The sequence below is a fragment of the Paraburkholderia sp. NMBU_R16 genome, from assembly GCF_013282575.1.
Classification (GTDB): Bacteria; Pseudomonadota; Gammaproteobacteria; order Burkholderiales; family Burkholderiaceae; genus Trinickia.
The window spans coordinates 1-1027 of the sequence record NZ_JAAAYE010000224.1 but is presented as its reverse complement, the minus strand read 5'-3'; the positions used below and the strand labels follow the sequence as shown (position 1 = coordinate 1027).

The following is a 1027-nucleotide window of genomic DNA, read 5'->3' as shown; positions in this document are numbered from 1 at the left end:
TGACGGGGGACTGCTCGGCGCGGCGTGGCGGCAGCGGTTCCGGGCTACGCCCTTCACCGCTGCCGCCACGCCAGTACTCTCATCCTGATTGACGCGCTGCTCTCATCTTGTTTGACGCGCGGCACTCGAAACACCGTACGGCTGAACGACGATGTTATCAATGACATCCCTTCTCAGGTATCTGGCCTTGCCGAACGGTTGCGTATATGCCAGGCCAACCCAGTTTCGATTTCGCAGGTGACGCGGAGCATCAAAGATTGCGAACAGTCCGAAGTCATAGATCGAGTCGGTCGCACGTTGCGTCTACCAAATCCATATAGCATCCTGGATCCGCATGTTCGTGCTCAAATTCGCGCCAAAGCTGCCGATAACAAGAAATTGTCAGCAAGGTTGACAGATGCGCTCTTTAATTGGGATCTTGATCCGGCAGGCAGCTTCAGAGACGATCTATCAATTCTTTTTGAGTTGTGCCCTCACCTCGAATTTCGCAGCAATCGTCATCCGATGAACATCATTCTGCCTCTGTTGGGCGGTGCGTCGGAATCTGACCTGGTTCATACTCGGACGGTAGGTCTTCAGCTGCGCAGCCTTGATGCCGTCTCACAGAAAAAAAAGGAGGACGTTCGGGGATTTGCGCTAGAGTACGAGATGCAGGAGGAGTACTATGAACTTGATTTCTCGCCTATTGACGAAGTGTTGGATAATCTGAGACTGAAGGGAAAACCAGATCTCAAAATCGACGTTTCGCTATGCATGAAGCGGCGAAGGGACAACGCGGACACTAATTACGATGGGCATAAAGCAATTAATTGGTTTTCGAGTCGCATTCAACAGCGCAGCGGACAAGATTATGGGTATATGTATGGGGAAATGGGGGGCGACTCCTTGTGGTGGGTTGAAGCATTTCATTACACACAAGTCCGCGTGAGCGGCTTGTAAACTGTCGCGACTTGCCGTTTACTCTTGCTTTTTGCGCGGCACGCGAATGGCACGATCAACGGAGAGCTGGGCGGCAATGGAATTCAAG

Annotated in this window: 1 protein-coding gene; it reads left to right on the top strand. The window is 52.2% G+C overall.

All coding sequences use genetic code 11. The features are described from left to right. Positions 1–24 precede the first annotated feature (24 nt). Positions 25–939: a hypothetical protein gene (locus GWC77_RS27970; RefSeq protein ID WP_173262791.1), complete on the top strand. Its 915-nt coding sequence runs from the start codon at positions 25–27 to the stop codon at positions 937–939. Positions 940–1027 lie beyond the last annotated feature (88 nt).